The organism is Streptomyces sp. NPDC002958 (assembly GCF_055563255.1).
Genome location: NZ_JBVHDS010000002.1, coordinates 203,634 through 226,593, shown reverse-complemented (window position 1 = coordinate 226,593; position 22,960 = coordinate 203,634). Strand labels below are relative to the sequence as shown.

14 protein-coding genes and 1 tRNA gene are annotated in these 22,960 nt (G+C 67.9%); 11 read left to right on the top strand and 4 right to left on the bottom strand.

Features of this window, described 5'->3' with window-relative positions; genetic code table 11:
* Nucleotides 1-174: 174 nt before the first annotated feature.
* On the bottom strand, nt 175-744 hold the full coding sequence (locus tag ACZ3IC_RS04490) for a DinB family protein (RefSeq protein ID WP_467412524.1): 570 nt from the start codon (nt 742-744) through the stop codon (nt 175-177).
* A gap of 192 nt (nt 745-936) precedes the next feature.
* Nucleotides 937-1,010, bottom strand: a tRNA-OTHER gene (locus tag ACZ3IC_RS04485).
* A gap of 573 nt (nt 1,011-1,583) precedes the next feature.
* On the opposite strand from ACZ3IC_RS04485, the gene ACZ3IC_RS04480 reads away from it, so the two are divergent.
* From ACZ3IC_RS04480 to ACZ3IC_RS04455, 6 genes are all read left to right on the top strand, one after another.
* The gene (locus ACZ3IC_RS04480) at nt 1,584-2,021 is read left to right on the top strand and encodes an Imm1 family immunity protein (protein ID WP_467412522.1); all 438 of its coding nucleotides are present in this window, start codon (nt 1,584-1,586) and stop codon (nt 2,019-2,021) included.
* Nucleotides 2,022-2,506: 485 nt separating this feature from the next.
* A complete protein-coding gene (locus ACZ3IC_RS04475) occupies nt 2,507-3,370 on the top strand; it encodes a DUF4253 domain-containing protein (RefSeq protein WP_467412520.1) in 864 nt (287 codons plus the stop codon).
* A gap of 387 nt (nt 3,371-3,757) precedes the next feature.
* The gene (locus tag ACZ3IC_RS04470; RefSeq protein WP_467412518.1) at nt 3,758-8,860 is read left to right on the top strand and encodes an RHS repeat-associated core domain-containing protein; all 5,103 of its coding nucleotides are present in this window, start codon (nt 3,758-3,760) and stop codon (nt 8,858-8,860) included.
* A gap of 500 nt (nt 8,861-9,360) precedes the next feature.
* Nucleotides 9,361-9,765, top strand: a complete 405-nt coding sequence (locus ACZ3IC_RS04465; RefSeq protein ID WP_467412517.1) for a hypothetical protein — start codon at nt 9,361-9,363, stop codon at nt 9,763-9,765.
* Between the two features lie 733 nt (nt 9,766-10,498).
* On the top strand, nt 10,499-10,786 hold the full coding sequence (locus ACZ3IC_RS04460) for a hypothetical protein (RefSeq protein ID WP_467412515.1): 288 nt from the start codon (nt 10,499-10,501) through the stop codon (nt 10,784-10,786).
* A gap of 498 nt (nt 10,787-11,284) precedes the next feature.
* Nucleotides 11,285-11,653, top strand: coding sequence for a DUF4253 domain-containing protein (locus ACZ3IC_RS04455; RefSeq protein ID WP_467412513.1), 369 nt, complete (start codon nt 11,285-11,287; stop codon nt 11,651-11,653).
* Between the two features lie 251 nt (nt 11,654-11,904).
* Here ACZ3IC_RS04455 and ACZ3IC_RS04450 read toward each other — a convergent pair whose 3' ends face one another.
* Together ACZ3IC_RS04450 and ACZ3IC_RS04445 are read right to left on the bottom strand one after the other, a co-directional pair.
* Nucleotides 11,905-12,168, bottom strand: a complete 264-nt coding sequence (locus ACZ3IC_RS04450; RefSeq protein ID WP_467412510.1) for a DUF397 domain-containing protein — start codon at nt 12,166-12,168, stop codon at nt 11,905-11,907.
* Nucleotides 12,165-12,986 (bottom strand): helix-turn-helix domain-containing protein, encoded by an 822-nt coding sequence (locus ACZ3IC_RS04445; RefSeq protein ID WP_467412508.1) that lies wholly within the window; start codon nt 12,984-12,986, stop codon nt 12,165-12,167. The genes ACZ3IC_RS04450 and ACZ3IC_RS04445 overlap by 4 nt, the downstream gene beginning before the upstream one ends.
* Nucleotides 12,987-13,097: 111 nt before the next feature.
* Here ACZ3IC_RS04445 and ACZ3IC_RS04440 point away from each other — a divergent pair, with 111 nt between their 5' ends.
* The 5 genes from ACZ3IC_RS04440 to ACZ3IC_RS04420 all read left to right on the top strand — a co-directional run bounded on the left by ACZ3IC_RS04440 (nt 13,098) and on the right by ACZ3IC_RS04420 (nt 22,960).
* Nucleotides 13,098-13,580 (top strand): ATP-binding protein, encoded by a 483-nt coding sequence (locus ACZ3IC_RS04440; protein ID WP_467412506.1) that lies wholly within the window; start codon nt 13,098-13,100, stop codon nt 13,578-13,580.
* 25 nt (nt 13,581-13,605) lie between these two features.
* Nucleotides 13,606-15,090 carry an AAA family ATPase gene (locus tag ACZ3IC_RS04435; RefSeq protein WP_467412504.1) on the top strand — a complete coding sequence of 495 codons (1,485 nt, stop codon included), beginning with the start codon at nt 13,606-13,608 and terminating at the stop codon, nt 15,088-15,090.
* A 160-nt stretch (nt 15,091-15,250) separates the two neighbouring features.
* On the top strand, nt 15,251-19,126 hold the full coding sequence (locus tag ACZ3IC_RS04430; protein WP_467412502.1) for an endo-alpha-N-acetylgalactosaminidase family protein: 3,876 nt from the start codon (nt 15,251-15,253) through the stop codon (nt 19,124-19,126).
* 142 nt (nt 19,127-19,268) lie between these two features.
* Complete coding sequence (locus ACZ3IC_RS04425; protein WP_467412500.1) at nt 19,269-20,663, top strand: S1 family peptidase; 1,395 nt, start codon at nt 19,269-19,271, stop codon at nt 20,661-20,663.
* Nucleotides 20,660-22,960 carry a serine/threonine protein kinase gene (locus tag ACZ3IC_RS04420; RefSeq protein ID WP_467412498.1) on the top strand — a complete coding sequence of 767 codons (2,301 nt, stop codon included), beginning with the start codon at nt 20,660-20,662 and terminating at the stop codon, nt 22,958-22,960. Before ACZ3IC_RS04425 ends, ACZ3IC_RS04420 begins: the two co-directional genes overlap by 4 nt.

Genomic DNA, 22,960 nt, shown 5'->3' with positions numbered 1-22,960 from the left:
CAGGCAATGAGCCGGGTCCCGCCGACCGCGGGCTGACCCCGCCCGGCCCGTTGGCCCGCGCCGCCACCGAGGCCGGCGCGGACCAACGGTGCGCCGGTGCCGGGGCGGGGCGGCCCGCCGTGCCGTCACGGCGTGCCGCCCCGCCCCGGGCTCAGGCCCTCACACTCGCCCTCGTCACTGGCCCACCCTCCCGTCGACGCACTCGCGCAACAGGTCGGCGTGCCCGCAGTGACGGGCGTACTCCTCGACCCGGTGCACCATCAACTCCCGGACCGCGGTGCGGTCCTTCCCCAGGCGCTCGCCCAGATCCGGGTGTTCGGCCAGCGCGGCGTCGGTCGCGGCCTGCTCGCGCTCCAGATCGGCGTACGCGGCGTCGACCAGGGCCTGATCGGCGACGGCTCCGTCGAAGTCCGCGTCACGCACGCCGTACAGCTTCGGGAGCGGATCGCCGTCGCTGATCCAGTTACGCCAGTCCCGTTCCGCCTCGGCGAGGTGACGGAGCAGACCGAGCAGCGACATCGTCGACGGCGGAACCGACCGCCGGGCCAACTGCTCCGCGTCCAGGCCCTCGCACTTCATCCGCAGGGTCAAGCGGTACCCCGTCAGGAAGTCTTCCAGCGTCGCAAGCTCGCCGTCCGGACTGGTCCCGTTCTTGTTGCGGGGATCGTTGTCCGGGTCGGCCCACATATCGGGGTAGACGGTCGCCTGGCTCCATCGTGCGGGTTGATCACTCATACGCCCCATGCTCGTCCCCAACGACCCGAGCCCGCCACTGTTTTGTGTCCGCAGGGGCCACGGCAACGAAGGAGCCCACGCGCTGCGCACACGAGGTGACAGCGGATACCGGCGCCAGGGGCGATCTGCACATGACGATCAGGGACTGTCTCGACCGGCTGCAGGCGGAAGCAACCGGCTGCAGCCGGGCAAGAGGCGGGATGGGGCCGACCGGATTCGAACCGGCGTCCTCCCACACGCGGTGAAGGCGCGACGACCACTGCGCTACGAGCCCCCATCCCGCTCGCGAGTATACGAGCCCCCTGCGCACTGCCGCTCACGAATATTCGTGACGACGCAGACCTCAGCGCGGCCGCATCACAGAAGCAACGTCCGGTCCAGGCAAGTTCTTTGCACCGCTGATGGCCGCAGCCGTCCACGACCCTGACCCCAGCTTCTGCCGTTGGTTCATCGAGCCGGCGCTCTACACCTTCGGGCGCCGCCGAGTCATAACGGCACTGCTCAACTATCTACGGACCGGTACGGCTACCGAGCAAGCAGGCGCCAAGCCGCAGGTCGCCCGATCAGGTTCCCGTTCCGCGGTCTTCGGCTCCGGCGGTGTCAGCGCCGTCACAAAGGCACGCACGCCAAGATTTGCTGCGTCGGTGAGCAGGCCATGGCCACGCTCAAGGGCTGGTGTTTTCTGCGAAAGATCCGCTGCAGCACCAACCGGATCACGGACCCTGCGAAGGCGATCGTCCTCTTTCACCACGCGCCAGCGTCAGGATAGAAGGGGTTAACTGGTCGAACGAGCAAGTTGGCTGCGGCTCGTCAGCCCGCGGGAATGGCCACATAGGGATGGGTGGAAAGTGACGCAAAACAGGGTTCAGGTGTACTACTGCGTACAGCATGCAGACGAACCATTGGTAGTCCGAACCCCTGAGGATGTCGATGCGCTTATCGATGCTCTTGCTACGGGCCATGAGTTCGAGAACTTGGCTGTTCTGCACAGTTCGGAGCGTGAGCTTCTGTCGTCAGGATTCCCAGATCATGAGTTCATGGTTGGCGCCGACAAGAAACGGCAGGTAGGGGTTCTGAGTTTCATGGACGAGAAGAACTTCGTCTCGCTCGGATCTTCGGGGAGCAATGGAGGGGAGGTTGCCTACTTTGTCGCAGGGAATCGGACCGAGTTTCCCGCCACTGCGGAAATCCCCCTAGCTTTGGTACGTCAGGCTGCAAAAGAATTCCTTTCTTCCGGGGGGCAGCGTCCAACGTGCGCCCAATGGCAGGAGCCAGAAATCTGGTAGTCGCCAGTCCTGGTCCCGCACCCGGTAAGCGGGAGTACGTCACGACCAGATGCCACTTACCGTAAGTCGTTCGTGAGGGAGCGGTCCAGGGCGGTGTCGGCGCGGAAGAGTGGTGTGCCCCGGTCGGGGCAGCCCGCGCCGACCCGCCTCAGGCTCCCACGCTCACCGTGAAGTGGCGCGGGTTGCCGTCGTTCGCGGCGCCTTGGTCGACCGAGGCGACCGAAGCGCGCAGCCTCCTGCGGATACGGGAACAACTCGTGTGCTATGCCGTGCCCCTGGCGATGCATCACAATTGTCACACATGAGAGGTTCTGGGCGTCGGACGTCCGACCGAGCCCTGGGCCCGGGCAACCGCAGTCGCTAATTCCCTGACGGCTACACAGAGTTGCTTGCCATGACTCGGCTTGGCGGAGCGGCAGCTATCGGTTGCCCGTTCCTGTCCTGGCGGTTGTCGCTCCGGATAGTGCTTTCATCGAGTACCTGCGATGACGACCGAGGAGGTCGGTGTGCCGAAGGATCCGCACGGGCTCACGACGGACGACGTGAGCGCCCTCATCAGGGCGCATGGCTTCGACGTCCCACCGGGTCAGATGAGGGCCGCCGTCTCGGCCCACGGGGTCCATGTCATGGGGTTCCCCGTCCGGCATCCCGACGCCTTCGCCGTGTGGCAGCTGTGGCTCGACCGGCGTGATGTCACCGGCCGGTATCCGGTTGTCACGCCGCTCGACCCGGACGGTCTGGTTTCGGACCCGGCCGGGCGGCTTGGCGCGGGCGGGCGTGAGGCCCTTGCCGCCGCCCTGGCGCGTGACCCCGACGCGGTCGTGGAGGAGGTTGTCGTGGCGGCAGTGCGCGACACCCTCGCGAAAACTGCTGACGAGGAGGACGTAGAGGAATGGCTCGACGAGCTCGTTCCCGAGCGGCTCGCGGATGCGTTGAAAGAGGCTGCCGCCACCCCCCAGGAGGGCGACATCTGGGAGGGCATGCGCCTCGGTAACGCACCGAAGCTGTGGCTGTGCCTCGTGGAGGCGAAGCAGGGCTATGAGATCCCGGCCCTGCTCCCCGGGTACCCGGACGCCCCGAACTGGTGGAGCGAGCCCACCGGGCGGCGGCTGCTGCCAGCCGACCATGTGGCGTTCTTGCTCAGCTGGCACGAGCGCTTCGGCGCCGACCTGTTCTTTCTGGACGGCAGTCGCATGCGACTCGTCGTGCGGAGACCGCCTCTCGCCCCCGCCACCGCTGCCCGTGCGGCGGTGGAGCGTTTCGCGTACTGCAGCGACGGGCTTCCGGACCTGCCGGTGCTCGGCGACGGCGAGGTCCGGTCGACGGCATGGAGATTCTGGTGGGACTGATGAGGAGGAGCGCCCGGATTCTGGCGCCTGTCTTGGCGGTCCTGGTTGTGGGCTGTGGCACGGAGCGTGTCACCGTGGACGACGCGGCCCGCCTCCTGGCCACCCCGGAAGCCAGCAACCCTCTGCGCTAACAAGCAGGCAAGGGCAGGGGTGCGCATGGCGGTTATGGACTTGCGATCGACGACCATGAGACGGAGGTCGGAGACATGGTCCTGGCCTGGAGCCGCTCTGACGGGCGGGGCAGTGCGGGGGTTTGCGGTTGAAGAGCTTCTGCCGATCGAGTCGGCCCGCTACCCACTCCCCCCGCTCTTCCACCTCCAGAGGTGGGTAGAGGCAGGAGAAGACGAACCGGGCGTACACCTCGGGGCGAAGGAGGCCCGCGAGCGGGTGGTGAAGAACCGAGCCGCCAACAACCAGCAGGCCGCTCAGGCACGCAGTGAGCGGGCCGCTCGCTGGCCGAAGGCTTCACACAGCACGCAGAAGATATCCGGCAAGCCGGGAACGGCTCCCGTCTTCGTCACCACCCCCCGCCCCGCGAAGGCCGCAGCACGTGACGGAAAGCCGGCCGTTGCTGCCGCAGGCACTGCCACGGTGAAGGTGCTCGACCAGAAGACAGCCCGTAACGCGGGTATCACCGGCGTCGTGTTCACCGCAGCAGCCGAATCCCCCGGTACTGTCGGCATCACCGTCGACTACTCCACCTTCGCCGACGCGATCGGCGGCAACTGGGGGCCTCGTCTCGGCCTGGTCTCCCTGCCCGCCTGCGCGCTCACCAGTCCGCAGAAGGCCAAGTGCCGTACGCAGACACCCGTCTCTTCCAGAAACGATGCCACGAAGCAGAACGTCTCCGCGCAGGTCTCCCTGCCACAGGCGACCACAGCCAAGAGCGGCACGTCAGCAGCGGGTGTCTTCGCCGTGACTGCGGCCGCCGCTGTTCCGGCATCCGGGTCCGGTGACTACAAGGCGACCCCGCTCACTGCCTCCTCCAGCTGGGAAGCGGGCGGTTCATCCGGGGCGTTCACCTGGTCCTACCCGATCAGCGTGCCACCCGCAGCAGCGGGCCCCGCCCCCGCGCTCTCGCTGTCCTACGACTCGGGCAGCACCGACGGGCGGACCGCGAACACCAACAACCAGGGCACCATGCTCGGTGAGGGCTTCGACCTCACCTCCTCCTACATCGAGCGCAAGTACGGCTCGTGCGAGGACGACGGCCAGGACGACAAGTCCGACCAGTGCTGGAAGTACGAGAACGCCTCCCTCGTCCTCAACGGCAAGGCCACCGAACTTGTCAAGGACGACACCAAGGGCACCTGGCACCTGAAGAACGACGACGCCTCCCAGGTCACCCACGAGACCGGCGCCGACAACGGCGACGACGGCGACAACATCGTCGACGGGAAGGGCGACGGCAAGGGGGAGTACTGGAAGGTCGTCACCGGTGACGGCACCACCTACACCTTCGGCCTGAACAAACTCCCCGGCGCCGACACCGAGCGCACCAACTCGGTCTGGACCGCCCCCGTCTTCGGCGACGACTCCGGCGAGCCCGGATACTCCTCCGACACCAGCTTCTCCGGACGCGCCAAGACACAGGCATGGCGCTGGAACCTCGACCTCGTCACCGACATCCACGGCAACGCCTCCACCTACTGGTACAAGGCGGAGACGAACCACTACGCCAAGAACGGCGACAAGACCAAGCTCGCCGCCTACACCCGCGGCGGCTACCTCGAAGAGATCAAGTACGGACAGCGCTCCGACACACTGTTCACCGGCAAGACCTCCGGCATCGTGAAATTCACCTACGAGGAACGCTGCACAGCAACGGACTGCTCCTCCCTCTGCCTGGACTCCGCCGGGGCCGTCATCACCGACGACAAACTGAACCTCCCGGCAAACTCCAAGACCCCCGGCGACGTGCTCTCTGACACCGCCGCCGTCTACGACGACACGGACGCCACCGGCTGGTCCGCCTCGCAGATCCCGACCCGCGGCCTCGCCACCTGGACCGGCAGAGCCAAGGCATACCCGGCCGCCATCGGCACGAATGACCGCACCCCGGCCCTCAACGACGGCTGGCAGACGGTCACCAAGATCACCCACGACACCCTCGGACGCCCGCTGACCGTGACGGACGCCAAGGGCGGCGTCACCACCACGACGTACTACCCCGCAGCGGCCGGCCCGCTCACCTCCACCGTTGTCGCCGCACCCAAGCTCGCCTCCAACGGCCAGAGCCACAAGACGTACACCTACGTCGACCCGGCACGCGGATCGGTCACCAGCATCCTCGACGCCAACGTCAAGAAGACCGAGAACTCCTACGACGCACTGGGCCGGATCACCGACACCTGGGCACCCAACCGCCACAAGGGCATCGACGCCCCGAATGTGAAGTACGCCTACAACTTCGCCCGCGGCAGCCAGCCCTGGACCTCCGTCGCCACCCTCAAGGCCGACAGCCAGAGCTACCAGACCAGCTACGCCATCACCGACGCACTCCTGCGCCCCCTCCAGACCCAGACCGCCTCACCCCTCGGCGGCCGCATCCTCACCGACACCCGCTACAACTCACGCGGCCTCGCCTACGAGACGTACGCCGACATCTACGACAACACCACGGCTCCGAACGGCACCTACGCCCGTGCCTCCTACGCGCACACCCCGGCCCTGACCCGGAACACGTACGACGCGGCAGCACGCCCCGTAACCAGCACGTTCACGGTGTTCGGCGAAGACCGGTGGTCGACCACCACCAGCTACACCGGTGACTCCACGGCCACGACCGCCGTCAAGGGCGGCAACGCCACCCGCACCATCACCGACGCGCTGGGCCGCACCACAGAAACCCGCACCTACGCCGGCACCGAACCGAACGACACCGCGTACGGGGCCATGACCGGCACCGACTACACCCGGGTGAAGTACGACTACACCCGCGACGGCAAGCAGTCACAGATCACCGGCATCGACGACGCCAAGTGGACGTACGCCTACGACCTGTTCGGCCGCCAGACCAGCGCCACCGACCCGGACAAGGGCACATCGACCACCGAGTACACCGACCTCGACCAGATCGACACCACCACCGACTCACGCAACGCCGCCCTCCTGTACGGGTACGACGAAATCGGCCGCAAGACCGACTTGTGGCAGACCGCGAGGACGGACGCCAACAAACTCGCCCACTGGAGCTACGACACTCTGCTCAAGGGCAAGCCCACCGCTTCCACCCGCTACGTCGGCGGCACCACCGGCAAGGCATACACCAAGCAGATCACGGCCTACGACACCCTCGGCCGCGCCATCAGCACCGACGTCGTACTGCCGGCCGACGACCCCCTGGTCACCTCCGGGGCGGTGCCGTCCACGATCACCTTCGGCACGGACTACCGACTCGACGGCACTCTCAACAACACCAAAGAGCCGGGCGTCGCCGGACTCCCCAAGGAAATCGTCGAACCCAAGTACAACTCCGTCGGCCTGACCACCGAACTCTCCGGAACGAGCACCTACCTCCTCGGCGTCACCTACTCCGCCCTCGGCCAGACCGAACAGCTCACCCTCGGCATCGCGGGTGCCAAGAACGCCTACATCACCAACAAGTACGAGGCGGGCACCGGCCGTCTCACCCGCAGCCACGTCACGGACCAAACCCATCCGTACATGCTGCAGGATCTCAACTTCACCCAGGACGAAGCAGGCAACGTCCAGTCCATCTTCGACCCCACGACCCTCGGCGGCACCACCGAGGCCGACAACCAGTGCTTCACCTACGACGCCAACCGGCGCCTGACCGAAGCCTGGACCCCCAAGACCGCCGACTGTGCAACCGGTGGCCGCACCACCGCCAACCTCGACGGCGCCGCCCCGTACTGGACCAGCTACACCTACAACAACGCCGGCCAGCGCGACACCGAGACCACCCACGCGGCCACGGGCGACGCCACCACCACGTACGGATACAAGACACCGACCGGCCAGCCCCACCCGCTCGTCCAGACCACCGGCGCCAAGGCCGCCACGTACACGTACGACGAGGCGGGCAACACCACAGGGCGCCCCGGCACCCAAGGCACCCAGACCCTGGACTGGAACACCGAGGGCGAACTCGCCTCCACCACCGAGCCGGCAGCCGGCACCAAACCCGCCCTCGGCACCACCTACCTCTACGACGCCGACGGCGAACTCCTCATCCGCCGCGCCACCGGAGACGGCGACACCGTCCTCTACCTCGGCGCCACCGAAGTACGCCTCACCACCAAGGGCGCAACCGAAACGATCTCCGGCACCCGCTACTACACCGCCGCGGGCCAGACCATCGCCGTCCGCACCGCAACAGCCGGCACCGCAGGCAGCAAGCTCAGCCTCCTCGCCGCCGACCACCATGGCACCAGCAGCATCGCCATCGACGCCACCACCCAGGACGTCACCAAGCGCTACACCACCCCCTTCGGCGCCCCCCGCGGAACCACCCCCACCACCTGGCCCGACGACAAAGCATTCCTCGGCAAGCCCGCCGACACCACCACAGGCCTCACCCACATCGGGGCACGTGAATACGACCCCACCATCGGCCAGTTCATCAGCGTCGACCCCGTACTTGCCCTTGACCAACACCAGTCGCTCAACGGCTACAGCTACGCCAACAACACCCCGGTCACGTCGGCAGACCCCACCGGACTGTGGATCGACGACGGCACCGGCCACAGCGAGCCCAGGCGCGATGGAGGGCCAGCTGGCCCATCAAGCCCGACTCCCGGCAAGACAACAGGCACTGCCAGCAGTGGCCGTAGCAGTGGTGGCCGGGCCGGTGCCAGTGTGGCTCATGCAACGAAGAGCCAGGAATACGCCCAGCATCACAATGATAACTACGCGAAAATAGCAAGAGAATATCGCCTCAACCAGTTGCTAAACGGGGATTACGGAGAGGTTGCGGATATTGCGGGCGATGCGGCGAAAATGAACTGCAGGCTCGGTGGCGGCAAGATGTGCGGACTCTCCGACTTCCTCGTGGAAGAAATGGTAAAGAAGCAGATAGAGAAGTACTTGGAGGGGGTTCTGGATAGGATTGATGAGAGTTGGGGGCGCAATTGGGGTCCCAAGGCGCGTAGAAAGACAGGACTGTCGTTCGATATAGGATTCAGCGATCAGGAATTCGAGACGGCCTTCTACCTTGCTCGCAAGGGCCACGACGTCATGTCCAGAGACGACACAACGGGCGGCGATGCTTACGTCGACGGCGTCCGAGCGGACTTCAAGCGAGTAACCAAGGATAAATCCTCGACGATCGTCGATCGACTTGCCAGCGCCAACAAGCAGGCCGCGGCAGGTGTACGCATGGCAGTCATAGATTTGCGGCCTGGTGGGGCAAGTGAAGAGACGGCGCGAACAGCGTTGAAGGATTTCCAGCGGGAAAGAACGTCCCATTTGGAATCGGTTATGTTCATCACCGGTAACTCTGATTTCACTCTTCCTGGTGGTGGTTAATCATATTGCTCGGAGCAGACGCTTCAGGGGTTTCAGCAGCATCCTCGGGCCTGTGGTGTGCCCATAGGGAATCGGCTCACCTCTGGAATGACTGTCCCTCCTCTGCGCTACACGCTTGGGCAGGTATGCCGTCGGCTCCGCGTTGATGCAGAATCGCGGGTCGTCTTTTCGCGGTGTGCATCTTGGGTTCGCGTGGTGCTGGCGACGTGCGCCGGCTGGCGAGAGACTGCCCGCCATGTAAGCTGTGGGATTTAGAGGTCGCGTACATAGGTGAGTCGGCGTCGCGTACCGATGGGCGCGTCGCCTTCCCCCTCCGCCTTGCCAGGCTATGCCCCTCGCCCCGATCCTTCCTCCACCCACCTATGTGCGCGACCGCTTAGGGGGGAGGGGTCGAATTATCCGCTGCCAGTCAGGATTCCTTTCCTGGTAGCGATGCATGGAAAAGTTCCGGAAGGTTCTAGGGGTGGGGGTATCCGACTGAACAGCGGGAGGAAATGGGAATGTATACGTACATGCTGCACGTCGGATTCAGCGGTGATCTGCTCGAGCGTTGGCGACAGGCCGAGGCGGATCCGGAGTTCATGTTCGAACGTCTCGTAAGCGTCGTTTCTGCCAGCCTTTCCGTAGAGCCCGTGTGGCATCGCGATGCCCCACACTTCTTCAGTGCTAACTTTGATTCGGAAGATTTCTTCGTCCAAGTCCTTGTAGACGATGCGGTTGATTCTGGATGGCCGTACAGGATGGTTCCTGCGCACGTGAGGATCCTTCCTCGAGGTGACTGTCCTGAGGACTTTTTCGCAAATCGAATCTATGACAGCTTCATTGCGGATGGGGAATATTATGTTCTCCTCGAAGAGGAGGAAGCCGGTGTGTTCGTTTCCTCGAATTTTGCGGATGGCTTGTAATAAAAGTGGTTATGGTCAGGCCAGGGCTGCCGCAAAGTCCTGCGTGTAGATGTTTCCGCTGGTGAGAGGCCCGTGTCTGGGAAGGCCGAAGCTCGGTTGGGGTGGGTGACCTCGCAAGTCGTCCTGAACCAACGGAGCTTCGGTGAAACGTCAGTTTGTCACGTCCGTGCCCCGGTTGGAGTTGCTGTCCGGTGGCGGCGGACGGCAAGGCCCTGCGGGGATCACGGCGGGGTACGGAGAGTGCTGTGATGCTGATCGGCGCGATGGCTCAGGACGGCACGCTGGTAGCGATCCAGCGGGTCGCGGGCAAGAGCAATGAGATCCGGCCCTGGCCCCGCTGCTCAGCATCCTGGACCTGTGGGGTGTGGTGGTGACGGCTGATGCCCTGCATAGCCAGGCGGAGACCGCGAAGGTGCTGGTGAGGAGATGGGCGCGCATTTCGTCTTCACCGTGAAGCGGAACCAGCCGGCTTTGTGGGAGGCGTGCCGTTCGATCCCGTGGGAGGAGCTGACGGCCATGCACAAGGAAAGCGAGCGGGGGCACGGCCGGCTGGAGACTCGGGTGACCAAGGCGGGGACCTGGGGCGATCTGGCCTTCCCGCATGTGCGGCAGGTCGCCCGGGTGGAGGCGTCGGGGAAACGGACCCGCGAGACCGTCTACCTGATCACCGACCTCACCTTGCGGCGGGCGGCTCCCGAGAGCGTCGCGAGGTATGCGAGGGGTCACTGGGGGAGTGGAATACAAGATCCATTATGTGCGGGATGTGGCCTTCGGCGAGGACGCCGCGCGGATCCGCACTGGCCACGGCCCGCACAACATGGCCACGTTGAGATCGATCGCCATCAATTTTCTTCGCTGGACCGGCAGTTCCATCGTCGACGCGCAACGTCGCCTCGCACTGGCGCCTACAAGGCCCCACTCGACCTCTTCGGAGTACCCGCTGACCAGCAGGTTTCCTCATGAAATACGACTTTGCGGCAGCCCTGGCAGGGCGACGGACACGATTTCATCGAGTACCTGAGATGACGACAGAGGAGGTCGGTGTGTCGAAGGATCCGCACGGGCTTACGGCGGACGACGTGTGCGCCCTCATGAGGGCGCACAGCTTCGACATCCCGCCGGGTCAGGTGAGGGCCGCCGTCTCGGCCCACGGGGTCCATGTCATGGGGTTCCCCGTCCGGCAACCCGACGCCCTCGCCGTGTGGCAGCTGTGGCTCGACCGGCGTGATGTCACCGGCCGGTATCCGGTTGTCACGCCGCTCGACCCGGACGGTCTGGTTTGGGACCCGCCCAGGCGGCTTGGCGTGGGTGGGCGTGAGGCCCTTGCCGCCGCCCTGGCGCGTGACCCCGACGCGGTCGTGGAGGAGGTCGTTGTGGCGGCAGTGCGCGACACCCTCGCGAATACTACTGATGAGGAGGACGTAGAGGAATGGCTCGACGAGCTCGTTCCTGAGCGGCTCGCGGATGCGTTGAAAGAGGCTGCCGCCACCCCCCCCAGGAGGGCGAAATCTGGGAGGGCATGCACCTCGGTACCGCACCGAAGCTGTGGCTGTGCCTCGTGGAGGCGAAGCAGGGCTATGAGATCCCGGCCCTGCTCCCCGGGCACCCGGACGCCCCGAATTGGTGGAGCGAGCCCACCGGGCGGCTGCTGCTGCCCGCCGACCATGTGGCGTTCTTGCTCAGCTGGCACGAGCGCTTCGGCGCCGACCTGTTCTTTCTGAACGGCAGTAGCATGCGCCTCGTCGTGCGGAGACCGCCTCTCGCCCCCGCCACCGCTGCCCGTGCGGCGGTGGAGCGTTTCGCGTACTGCAGTGACGGGCTTCCGGACCTGCCGGTGCTCGGCGACGGCGAGGTCCGGTCGACGGCATGGAGATTCTGGTGGGACTGATGAGGAGGAGCGCCCGGATTCTGGCGTCTGTCGTGGCGGTCCTGGTTGTGGGCTGTGGCACGGAGCATGTCACCGTGGACGACGCGGCCCGCCTCCTTGCCACCCCGGAAGCCAGCAACCCTCTGCGCTGACAAGCAGGCAAGGGCAGGGGTGTGCATGGCGGTTATGGACTTGCGATCGACGACCACGAGGTGGAGGTCGGAGACACGGTCCCGTGCCTGGAGCCGCTCTGACGGGCGGGGCGGTGTGTCTCAGACCGTTGCTTCGAGGAAGGCGGCCCAAGCGGTAGGGGGAACGGTGAGGACGGGGCCGCCCGTGACCTTGGAGTCGCGGATGTGCACGGCGGCGGGGTGGGTGGCGACCTCGACGCAGTCGCCGCCCTGGTCGGTGCTGTAGCTGGACTTGCGCCAGTCGTAAGCGACTTCGACGCAGTCGCCGCCCTGGCTGCTGCTGTAGCTGGACTTGAACCAGACGAGGGTGGCGGAGTGAGGGGCCGGGTGTGCTGCGCGGGTCATGACTCTCCAAGCAGTTCGTCCAGTAGGCGCGCGCTCTTCTCGACGGAAAGCGCCTGCGAACGCAGCATCCCATACATCTGCTGGAGGACGCTGACGTCATCTGGATCTTCGTGAAGGTAGCTGGTCAGCTGACCCTCCACGTAGACGAGGTGGTCGTGATCGGGGGTCTCCAGCAGCACCATCGGCCCCGCGAGCCCGGCGTGCTTCGGGAGTCTCATCGGCATGATCTGCAGCCCCAGGAAGGGGAGTTCCATGCATTGGCGCAGATGCCGGATCTGATCTCGGAGCATGACGGGATTCCCGATCTCGCTGCGCAGAATGCTCTCCTCCAGCACGAAGTGCAGCATGGGGCGTGGTTTGCGTTCGAAAAGCTTCTGTCGGTCGAGTCGGCCCGCTACCCACTCCTCTCGCTCGTCCTCTTCGAGCGGCGGATACAGGCAGGAGAAGACGAACCGGATGTACTCCTCGGTCTGGAGCAGCCCAGGTACCACCTGGCTCTGGTACGAGAGAAGCGTCACTGCCTCCTGCTCGTACTCCACGAAGTCCTGTACGAACGCCGGGAATCGCTCCTTCTTCGGGACCTTCGACACCGCGACCTGCAACACCCCCTTGGTGTCGAACAGTTCGTCCAGTTGCGCCGCGAAGTCCGCCTGAAGCGGCCTGCGCCCCTGTTCGATCGACGCGATCGTGTCCTCGCCCACGCAGCACTGATCAGCCAGTGCCGTCTGTGTCATCCGGGCCGCCTTGCGGAACGTCGCCAGCTGGGCGCCGATCAGGTGCCAGGACGTGATCCGCTTGTTCCTCTTTGCCGAGTGCATGAACTGCCTCTCCCCGTTGCCGACCCCGGATGACCCGCCAGAAGCCGTACAAGTCCGTTGTACGACTCGACGCGCTGATCAACGGTAGTGACTTTGTGTGACGTTGGCTGCGTGAACGAACCAACTCAACTCCCCCACTTCCGCGAGGCGTTCTACCGTCGCGAACGCCGGTCCGTGCCGCTCGTACGACAGTTCGTGCGCCAGGCCCTCGTCGACTGGGCGTGCGACGCCCGCGCCGACGACGTATTGCTCTGCGTGAGCGAACTCGCCACCAATGCCCTGCTGCATGGCGTCCCGCCCGGTCGCGGTTTCCGTGTCCACCTCTACTTGGAGCCGGCCGACGGCATCCTGCGCGTAGAGGTCCACGACAGCGGCGAGGGGGAGGTGCGCCCCGTCGTCGCGGACGCGGCTCCCGATGCGGAGGGCGGGCGCGGGCTGCTGCTGGTGGCGGCGCTCGCCGACAAATGGGGGCTGAAGGAGCGGAACCCCGGCAAGGTGGTGTGGTGCGAGTTCGCGGTGCGTGGGGCGGCCCCGTGTCCCGGGCCGTACGGAATCGTTAACGGAAACGTACTTCTGGGAAATGTGATTCCGTAAGCCAGTACGAAAGTGGTCGTTCCTCATGGCCGGGAAACCCCGCAATCTCGCGAAGCCGTCCGACATGTTCGACCGAGACTGGGAGTGGAGCGAGCTCACCGCGTTCGCCGCCGACCCCGGCCCCGAGGCGACACTCGGCGTCGTGTCGGGGCGGCGGCGGCAGGGAAAGTCATTCCTCCTCGACTCGCTCGCCCGGGCTGCGGGTGGCTTCAACTTCTGCGCGTACGAGGCCACGGAGGCGGAGTCGCTGCGCCGGTTCGGGGAGGAGTTGGGCCAGTACACGGGGGCGGCCGGGCCGCTGCGTTTCGACCGGTGGGAGCAGTGCGTCGACGCGCTGCTCGCGCTGGGACGGGAGAAGCCGGTGCCGGTGGTGATCGACGAGTTTCCCTACCTCGCCCGCGCCACCCCGTCCCTCCCCTCCATTGTTCAGGTCGCCTACGGCCCGCGCCGCCCCGAGCGGCTGGAGTCCCGCACCAGGCTGCTTCTGTGCGGCAGTTCCCTCTCGTTCATGGGCGGACTGCTCGGCGGCACCTCGCCGCTCCGGGGCAGGGCGAGCCTTGAGCTGATCGTCCAGCCGCTCGACTTCCGGCAGGCAGCAAGCTTCTGGGGCATCGACGATCCCCGGCTCGCACTTCTGGTGCACAGCGTGGTGGGCGGCACCCCCGCGTACCGCCGCGAGTTCGTACGCGACGATGTCCCTGCCGGGCTCGACGACTTCGACGCCTGGGTGTGCCGTACCGCCCTGTCACCGCGCTCGCCCCTCTACCGTGAGGCGCGATACCTGCTGGCCGACGAATCCGATCTGCGGGACCGGGCGCTCTACCACTCCGTGCTTGCCGCACTGGCCTCGGGAAACGCGACGGCAGGCGGGATCGCGGGCTGCCTGGGGCGACCGGCGGGCGACATCACGCATCCGCTCACGGTGCTCCAGGACTGCGGCCTCGTGCGCCGTGAAGTGGACGCCTTCCGCAAGAACCGGAGTGTGTACCGCATCGGTGAACCACTGATCGCGTTCGATCATGTCGTCTCCCGGACCAAGCTTGCCCTGCTCGACCGGGGACTGGCGGAGCAGGTCTGGGAAAACTCCCGTGCCCGGTTCCTGTCGGCGGTGGTCGGGCCGCACTTCGAGCAGATCTGCCGGGAGTGGGTGGCGCACTTCGCAGCCCCGGAAACCTTCGGCGGCATGCCGATCGACGTCTCGTACGGGACGGTCGCCGACCCGGCGGCCCGCACCAGTCACGAAGTCGACGTGGTCGTGCGCGGAGCCGTCGGACAGGACAACGGGGTGCTGCTCTCCCTGGGGGAGGCCAAGTGGGACCAGGTCATGGGGGAGGGGCATCTGGAGCGCCTGCGGCACATCACGGAACTGCTTGCGGGACGAGGGATCGACACCTCCGCCGTACGGCCGGCCTGCTACAGCGGCGCCGGGTTCACCGACGGCCTGTGGAACGCGCAGGCCAACGGCGAGGTCGTCCTCGTGGATCTGCGGCGGCTGTACGCGGCGGAGTGAATGCCGGGGGCGCCCGGGACACCGCACGGGTCCGCGAAGAGACGTCAACCAACGGACGCACACCGTCCACTTGGACTTACGCATCACGGTTGTTGGACTGGAGCGCCCCGAGGAGCCGTACGCCGTTGACGGTGTCCGGACAGGGGACTACTCAGGGCACATGTCGCGAAGATTCACTTCGGCGGGCGCTGTCGCCGCCGCCTCAGCCGCCGTCCTGGCGCTGGTGGGGACCGCGCTCCCCGCCACCGCCGCCTCCGCTCCCTCACCCGCCGCAGTCGAGTCGGCCGTACCCGCGGACGCCACCGTCATCCGGTCCGCGCAACTCTCGGTCGCCGTCGCCGACGACTTCCCGCGCGTCCTGGCGTACACCGACAGGGCGAGCGGCGATCAGTTGCTCGGCAGTACGCAGCCGGTCACCGCCGTCACCCTCAACGGCACCGCGCACCCGGTGAAGCTCAAGGGCGCCCCCGAGGTCACCGCCTCGGCCGCCCGCTACACGCTGACCTTCACCGACCTGCCCGGCATCGAGATCGACACCTCGCTCTCCGTCTCCGGACGCGCCACCACGTTCAAGGTGACAGCCGTCCGCGACACCGAGGCGTTTCGCGTCGGCACCATCGACATCCCCGGCCACGACCTGGTCTCCGTCGGCTCCACGGACACCGGCGCCGCCACCGCCTTCACACGGCTGGACAACGACTCGACGAAGACCGCCGACGTCTTCGCCCAGGTCACCCCGGACACCGCCGCAGATACGGCGCCGGTCGGTGCCTCGTACGCGTTTCTCAACACCGGCTCGCTCGCCGCGGCCATCGAGTCCAACTCCTCGTACGACAAGCCGTCCGGAGCCACCGGCGGCGACGACGCCCGGTTCTGGCACCAGGCCCGCAAGGCCGACGACGGCAGCGTCCGGGTCGGCGTCCGGTCCGGGCAGTGGACCTACCGCGGCGACGGCGCGTCGCAGCCGGAGAGCAGGGACAACCTCCCCTGGGCGAAGGTCGTCGTCACTCCCGACGCCAACGGCGACAAGTTGGTCGACTGGCAGGACGGAGCCGTCGCGTTCCGCTCGATCGGCATCACGGCGCCCGGCAGCAAGGACACCCCGGACCGGGTCATCACCCACATCCCGTTCAACTTCGCCAGCCAGGCCACCCACCCCTTCCTGCGCACCCTGGACGACGTCAAGCGGATCTCGCTCGCCACCGACGGCCTCGGGCAGATGGCGCTCCTCAAGGGATACGCCTCCGAGGGCCACGACTCCGCCCACCCCGACTACGGCGGCAACTACAACAAGCGCGCCGGCGGGCTGAAGGACCTCAACGAGCTCCTCAAGGACGGCAAGAAGTGGGGCGCAACCTTCGGCGTCCATGTCAACGCCACCGAGGCGTACCCGGATGCCAAGGCCTTCGACGAGAAGCTCGTCGACAGGACCAAGCCCGGCTGGAACTGGCTCGGCCAGAGCTACTACATCGACCAGCGCCGCGACATCAACAGCGGTGACCTGGCCAAGCGCTTCCAGCGGCTGCGCGACGAGACGGACCAGAACCTCAGCCTGCTTTACATCGACGTCTACTACACGCATGGCTGGATCGCGGACAAGACCCTCCAGTCCGTGCAGAAGCAGGGCTGGAACGTCGCCACCGAGTGGGCCGACAAGTTCGAGCGTGGCTCGCTCTGGTCGCACTGGGCCAATGACCTCAACTACGGCGGCGCCACCAACAAGGGCCTCAACTCGAAGATCATCCGGTTCATCCGCAACGACGAGAAGGACGTCTGGAACAACGATCCGGTCCTCGGCCAGACCGCCATCGAGGAGTTCGAGGGCTGGACCAACGAGACCGACTGGAACGCCTTCTACGACAACATCTGGCAGCGGAACCTCCCCGCGAAGTACCTCCAGCAGCAGAAGATCACCCGCTGGGACGGCAACGACATCACCTTCACCGGCGACGTCCGGGGCACCGTCGAGAACGGCAAGCGGACCTTCTACGACCACGGCCGCAAGGTCCTCAGCGGTACCGACTACCTGCTGCCGTGGGACGGCGGGAAGAAGCTGTACCACTACAGCAAGTCCGGCGGTACGAGCAGCTGGGCGGTGCCGTCCAAGGGCGAGTACACCGTCTACAAGCTCACCGACAACGGCCGGGTCAAGGCCGGCACGGTCCGTCCCGTCGACGGGAGGATCACGCTGACGGCCGAGGCCGGTCAGCCGTATGTCCTCTACCCGGACCGCGCGCCGAAGGCCGCCGACCCCAAGTGGGGCGAGGGCACCCCGGTCGACGACCCGGGCTTCAACGACAGCGGGCTCGACGCCTGGGCGAAGACCGGCACCGTCGCCCGCGACACCGACGGCCAGGGCCGCAACAGTGCCGAGCTCTCCGGCGCCGGCACGGCGGCACTCTCACAGAGCATCCACGGCCTCACGCCCGGCAAGCGCTACACCGCGTCGGCGCTCATCGAGGTCCAGCCCGGAAAGACCCGGCACACGACACTCTCGATCGGCGGGAAGTCCGTCGCCGTGGACCGCTCCACCGCCGAGGACTACGTCGCCGCGTCCGACTGGCACGGCACGTACTTCCAACGCGCCAAGGTGAACTTCACCGCCCCCGCCAACGGCCGCGCCACCCTCCGTATCGAGGCTGCCAAGGGCAGCTCGGCGAGCGTCCGGGCCGATGACGTACGCATTGTCGCGAGCGCCCCGGCGACCAGGAAGAACACCGTCGTGTACGAGGACTTCGAGGACGTCGACCAGGGCTGGGGCCCCTTCCTCAAGGGCGACGCGGGCGGCTCCACCGACCCCCGGACCGTCATCTCCCAGCTGCACACCCCCTACACCCAGGCCGGCTGGAACGGAAAGCTCGTCGACGACGTGATCGGCGGCAAGGAGTCCCTCAAGGCCCATGAGGAGAACACCGGACTCGTCTACCGCACCGCCCCCTGGACCGTGCCGATGGCCGACGGCCACCGCTACAAGGTCGAGTACGACTACCAGTCCAGCCACGTCGGCGCCTACGAGTGGGTCGACGGCTACGACCGGATCACCGCTGACGGCAAGCCCGACTCGGTCGAGACCAGGGCCACCCCCATCGGACAGCAGCGCACCACCGGCCACTTCACCGAGACCGTCACCGCGGGCTGCGGCGACACCTGGACCGGGCTGCGCAAGCGTGGCGACGCACCCGACGGCGCCGACTTCGTCCTCGACGCGTTCACCGTGACCGACCTCGGCCCGGCCCCCGCCTCCGAGCAGGCCGCCTGCGGCACGCTCACCGTCGACCCGGCCGCCGAGACCCTGGAGCCGGGCACGGCCAACACCGTCAAGGCAAGCTTCACCAACTACGAGGCCACCGCGGCAACCGGCGTCGCACTGAGCCTGACCGTCCCCGAGGGCTGGAAGGCGGAGCCCGCGGGCGCCGTCACCTTCGACTCGGTCGCGGCAGGCGCCAAGGTCACCGGCAGCTGGCAGGTCACGCCGCCGGTGGACGCCGAGTACCGGACGTACAGCCTGAGTTCCGAAGCGACATACACGGTCGGCGGGGTACAGCGCACGCTCGGCGCGCAGACCTCCGTACGGACCCTGCCGCCGCCGCCCACCACGGACAGCTGGGCCAGTGACTTGGACTGGACGGCGTCCGAGAACGGCTGGGGGCCCGTCGAGCGCGATCTTTCCAACGGCGAGACCGGCACCGGTGACGGCACCCCGCTGACCATCGGCGGCACCGTCTACACCAAGGGCCTCGGCAGCCACGCCCCGGCGAAGATCCGCTACTTCCTGGGCGGCAGGTGCACTTCCTTCACCGCCCGGGTCGGCGTGGACGACGCACAGACCTCGCGAGGCAGCGTGCAGTTCGGCGTCACGGCCGACGGCGCCGAGAAGGTGAAGTCACCCGTCCTGAAGGCGGCCGACGACGCCTGGTCGCTCACGGCGGACGTCACCGGCGCCAAGTACGTCGAACTGGTCGTGGGCGACGGCAGCGACGGCAATGGCAACGACCACGCGGACTGGGGTGACGCCCGCTTCCACTGCGGCAGTTGAGACCACAGGATGCGGGGTGGGTGCGCGACGCACCCCGCGGTGCGATGTCCGGTAGACGGTGTGACGTCCGGTGGACACCGGGTGACCGGAGTCTGTCCGGGGACTGGGAGCGGTGCCTGTTACGCGCGTACCCTCATGCGGTATGGGGGAGTTGAAGGCGGACTGGCGGCTCAGGCTGCGTCGCGGCGAGGCGAACGGACCGGTGTGCGGGGCCGGTGTGCTGCTCACCCAGGACCGGGTACTGACCTGTGCCCATGTCGTCGGGGAGCAGGACGCCCGGATGTGGGTGGAGTTCGCCGAGAACCCCGGCATCGCCCCGGTCGGGGCACGGGTCGCCGAGGACGGCTGGCTGCCCGGCCTCGGCGCGACCCGCGAGGACATCGCCGTACTCGCCCTGGACAGCCCGCGCCCGCAGGCCGCCCCCGCCTCGCTCGCCCGCGGTCTGGAGCGCGGCCGCGAGGTGTGGATAGGCGGGTACTCGCGGAGCTTCGCCGACGGCATGTGGCTGACCGGCCGGATCAGCGGGGCGCACGGTGCGTGGATCCAGCTCGACGCCGGGCGCAACGAGCAGGTGGTGCGGCCGGGGTTCAGCGGCGCCGCCGTACAGGTGCGCGGCGAGCGGGACGGGCGGCCCGAGCAGGTCGTCGGAATGGTGGTCAGCTGGCGCGGCGACCTCGATCTGGCGCTCCCCGGCGACAACGACCTGGCGTTCTCGTACATGATCCCGATCGACCGGGTCGCCGAACTCGTGCCGCTGGTCGCCGAGTTGAGTGGCCCGGACGGCTGGGACCACGCGCTGGCGCGGCGGCTGCGGGACTGGTTCGCCGGCGGTGAGCAGCCCGCGGTGCGCTTCAGTGTCGTACCGCACGGCGGCGGTCGCGACCGGACCCTGCGGCACCAGCTGTACCGCGCCCATCTCGTCTACCGGGGCGGCCGCACCACGCCCGAGCAGTTCGTCGACGAGCTGGTGGCCCGGCTGCGCCCGCCGCGCCACCAGCTCCGGGCGTACCGCGACTGGCTGCTGGACGGTGGTACCCCGCCGGACCGGGCCGCGGCCGGGCGGCCCGGGACCTCCGGGCCCACGCTCGCCGTGATCGGACTCGACGAGGACCGGCAGCCGCGCCGACTGGTGCCGTTACTCGCACGCGTACGGACGCTCGGCTTCCGGCTGCTGGTCATCGCCAGGGACAGCGGAGGCGAAGGCGTGACCGAGGTGGCCCGGAACCTCCTCCTGCCGGCCCTCGACGAGCGGGCCACCCAGCTGCTCCGCCGCGTCGAGGGCCTGGAACAGAACTGGGCCAGGCTGAACGGCATGGTGGAATCGGCGTCGCTGGCCCCGCCGCCGCGCGTCGACCCGGCCAGCCGCCACCGGCAGCTTGAGCGGCTGCGCGCCATCGCCGACCCGCAGGAACAACTCACGGCCCTGCGCGCTCTGTTGCGCGAACTGGAAGCGGACCTGGGCGACCGGCACGCCGGAGCGGGCCGGGCGGAGGTCCCGGGGCAGCGCACCGACGGGGGACGGGCGGAGGGCCGATGAGGACTGCCTGCCCGCACCGCCGGTTCACCGGAGCCCCCTGCGGCGGCGCCGTACAGCTCACCGGTTACTGCGACACCTGCGGCCGCTTCGAGAACGGTCCCGGACTCCCGCCGCTGCCCACCGCCCCGGAGAAGTACGGACCCGGCGGTCTGCTGGAACTGCCCCCGCTCGAACCGAGCAGCCCGGACCAGCGACTGGACGCCGCCACCTCGCAGGCACGCATCCTGATGAGCTGCTCGGCCAAGTCCTGCGCCACCTACTTCATCGCCCCGTACACCGCGTCCCCGCCGCCGGACAAGGGCCACTGCCCCAAGTGCGGCGCCCCGTACGCCTACCGCCCCGAGCTCACCGAGGACGGGCCGCTGCTCCAGGACCAGTACAGGATCCGCGGGCCCATCGCCCACGGCGGCCAGGGCTGGGTCTATCTCGCCGAGGACACCCACCTGGAGGAGTACGTCGCCGTGAAGGGGCTCCTCAACCGGTATGCGGAACGGGGCGCCGCCCAGGCCGACGAGGAGCGTCGCAGCCTCGTCGCCATCCGGCATGAACGCATCGTCCGCATCCGGGACTTCGTCAGCACCCGCAGGCAGGACGGCACGGTGTCCGGCGGCTACATCGTGATGGAGGACGTCGGCGACCGTACGCTCTCCGCGATCATCGAATCGACCCGGCAGGGCACCTTCGTCCTCGACATCGAGCACGTCATCACCTACGGCTGCCAGATCCTCGAAGCCCTCGCCCATCTGCACGGCATGGGATTCCTGTACGGGGACATGAAGCCGTCCAACGTCGTCCACCGGCACGACGGCATCAAGGTCATCGACCTCGGCGGGGTGCGCAAGAGCGGGGCCACCGAGCCGCCGCCCGTGATCACCAACGGATTCGCGGCCCCCGAGACGGACAGCAGCAGACCGCTGACCGTCGCCCACGACATCCACACGGTCGGGGTGACACTGGCCGAACTGGCGGGCTGGGCGGTCGGCGACGACGTACCCGGCCTCGGCATCAGCTCCTTCCGGCTGGTGGTGGAACGGGCCACGGCCTTCGACCCGGAGCGCCGGTTCGGGACCGCCGAGGAGATGGCGGGCCAGCTCCGCGGTGTACTGCGCGAGATCCGGGCGCTGCGCGGGAAACGGGACCAGCCCGAGCCCTCCGCGTACTTCACCCCGTCCACCGAACTGCTCGGCGCCCGGCTGGGCTCCGTACCCGACTACACGCACTGGCTGCGCCGCCCCCTCTACCGCCGCCACGAGCCGCCCGACGCCCCGGCCCTGGACTCCGGGCTGCCCACGCCCACCGAGATCGCCCGGCGGCTGCCGGTGCCGAGGCCCTATCCGGGGGACCCGGCGGCCGCCCGGTTCCTGGTCAGCAGTTATGACCCCGGCCAGCCGCTGACCCAGCCGGCCGAGGGGGAGCGGTCGGTGGAGATCTGTCTGCACAACGCCCGGCTGCTGCTCGGCCAGGAGGAGAAGGAAGCACTGGTCAGGGCGCGCGAACAGGTACAGGAGGCGAACGCCATACCGGGCCCGGGGCCGGTGCGGCAGTGGCGGCTCCGCTGGCACTGGGGGCTCGTCGCGCTGCGCAGCGCCGAGGTTCTGGACGACCGGCAGCAGATGCTGGAGGCTGCCCTGGAGCACTTCGCGGCCGTCCACCGGGCGCTGCCCGGGGAGTACGCGGCGAAGCTGGCGCTCGCGTACGTCGCGGAGCAGCTCGGCCCGGAGCGCCCGGTCGGCGTGGCCCCGTCGGCGTACGAACTCTTTTGGGCCGTGCATGCCCGCAACCCCTCGCATGTCGGCGCCGCGCTGGGCCTGGCCAGGCTCGCCCTGGCACGCGGCGACCGGGAGGCGGCGGCCGAGGTCCTGGACCAGGTGCCCGACGAGTCGCGGGACCACGCCGTCGCACGCATCGCCGCCCTGCGCATCCGGGCGGCGCGGCTGGCGACGGGGGAGCGGCCGCTGCCCGAGGGGCGGGAGATCGACGCCAGTCTTGCCGCGGTCCCGCTCCGCGAAGGCGGCTCGGACCCGGCGTCCGTGGTGGCGGGTGACGAAGCGGCACGGCTGCTGCGCACCGAGCTGTTCGAGTGGAAGCTCGACGTCGTCCGGGCCGCGGCCGGCGGCGCACGGCGCGGTGGCCGGCGATGGCGGGGCCTGCCGCCGGTGCCGGTCCCAGGGGAACGGGCCGTACGCGAAGAACTGGAGCAGTGCTACCGCTGGCTGGCCCGTCAGCGCCAGAAACCTGCCGAGTACGAGCGGCTGATCGACCTCTCGCACGCCGTCCGCCCGCAGACCCGCTTCTGA

Excerpts from the sequence above, each read along its gene's own strand:
- ACZ3IC_RS04455 (WP_467412513.1), top strand. The coding sequence starts at position 11,285 with ATGCACCTCGGTACCGCACCGAAGCTGTGGCTGTGCCTCGTGGAGGCG.
- ACZ3IC_RS04450 (WP_467412510.1), bottom strand. The coding sequence starts at position 12,168 with ATGACCCGCGCAGCACACCCGGCCCCTCACTCCGCCACCCTCGTCTGG.
- ACZ3IC_RS04465 (WP_467412517.1), top strand. The coding sequence starts at position 9,361 with ATGTATACGTACATGCTGCACGTCGGATTCAGCGGTGATCTGCTCGAG.
- ACZ3IC_RS04430 (WP_467412502.1), top strand. The coding sequence starts at position 15,251 with ATGTCGCGAAGATTCACTTCGGCGGGCGCTGTCGCCGCCGCCTCAGCC.
- ACZ3IC_RS04445 (WP_467412508.1), bottom strand. The coding sequence starts at position 12,986 with ATGCACTCGGCAAAGAGGAACAAGCGGATCACGTCCTGGCACCTGATC.
- ACZ3IC_RS04475 (WP_467412520.1), top strand. The coding sequence starts at position 2,507 with ATGACGACCGAGGAGGTCGGTGTGCCGAAGGATCCGCACGGGCTCACG.
- ACZ3IC_RS04490 (WP_467412524.1), bottom strand. The coding sequence starts at position 744 with ATGGGGCGTATGAGTGATCAACCCGCACGATGGAGCCAGGCGACCGTC.
- ACZ3IC_RS04420 (WP_467412498.1), top strand. The coding sequence starts at position 20,660 with ATGAGGACTGCCTGCCCGCACCGCCGGTTCACCGGAGCCCCCTGCGGC.
- ACZ3IC_RS04425 (WP_467412500.1), top strand. The coding sequence starts at position 19,269 with ATGGGGGAGTTGAAGGCGGACTGGCGGCTCAGGCTGCGTCGCGGCGAG.
- ACZ3IC_RS04435 (WP_467412504.1), top strand. The coding sequence starts at position 13,606 with ATGGCCGGGAAACCCCGCAATCTCGCGAAGCCGTCCGACATGTTCGAC.